1 protein-coding gene is annotated in these 1,068 nt (G+C 29.2%); it reads left to right on the top strand.

Annotated elements, in window-relative coordinates:
* The first annotated feature begins 145 nt into the window (after positions 1-145).
* Positions 146-1,039, top strand: a complete 894-nt coding sequence (locus HMPREF0673_RS07495; RefSeq protein WP_157591660.1) for a hypothetical protein — start codon at positions 146-148, stop codon at positions 1,037-1,039.
* The last annotated feature ends 29 nt before the right edge of the window (positions 1,040-1,068 follow it).

Genomic DNA, 1,068 nt, shown 5'->3' with positions numbered 1-1,068 from the left:
ATTGAATAATTTTAAATTTACAGATGGGCATAATTATGTTCATCTGTAAATCATTTATTCATTTATATCCAAATATGATAAAGATGGATTAGAAAAATGAATATTGACGGAAATATATCCTCATTTCAAATTAAATATGTTAGATATGGCAACATTAAATGATTTACTTCTCATTATTTCAAATCAAAAATCGTTTATACAACAAAACGAGGTTGATAGCTTAATGACGATTAAAAACAGAATAAACAATTGCCAATCGTACATAAATAGTATTTGTCAAGAATCAGATAACAATGATAAAGATGACAAGCATTTAATTCACGTAGCCAAACGTAAGATTGAAGAAAAAATAACAGAATTAGAAAAATCTAATACTGATTGTAAGGAATTGAATGCTCGAATCGCAGAACTTAAATCGGCTCTACAAGAATTAAATACATTGATTGCAAGTCAAACACAATACCAGATTGAAATTGATAAGAATGCACCACAATTTAGTTTTGACGGAACAACTGCTACGGTTAAATACAATGGGGATATTAGTAGCTTGCTTCATGAATTAAAACATGCATTTCAATTTGAGACAGGAAAAATCGACTTTATATTGATTAATAATGGAGTAGATGGCCCGCAGCTTACTCCAGGGCTAACTTATGATTTAACTGATGAAGTAGATGCTTATAAGCGTCAATTTGCCTATGATGGGATATTAAAATTTCGTGTCGAACTTACTGACGAGGAACTCCTGAAAGAGATTAGAATAAAAGGAGGATTTAAAGATATAGGTGTTAGAGAAATTAAAATGATGAATAAAATTAAGACTAATGTAATTGTTAAGATTTCAGATGGTTTTGCTGTTTCAGCATTATATAAATTTATACCCAACAAGCCTATTGATAAAAAAAGCAAAATAAAAGATGTTTTAAAACATAACAAAAGACACCGAAAAGATATTATAAAGGGACTGGGATTGGATTCTATATCTCCAGCATCAACATATATTGATTTTGTAAAGATATATATCATAAACAATCCGTGAGAGTGTAAAATAAACTGTGTCAGGCTATA

This window comes from Leyella stercorea DSM 18206 (genome assembly GCF_000235885.1).
Classification (GTDB): domain Bacteria; phylum Bacteroidota; class Bacteroidia; order Bacteroidales; family Bacteroidaceae; genus Prevotella; species Prevotella stercorea.
The sequence above is the reverse complement of the archived record's forward strand: the minus strand, read 5'-3'. Positions and strand labels throughout refer to the sequence as shown.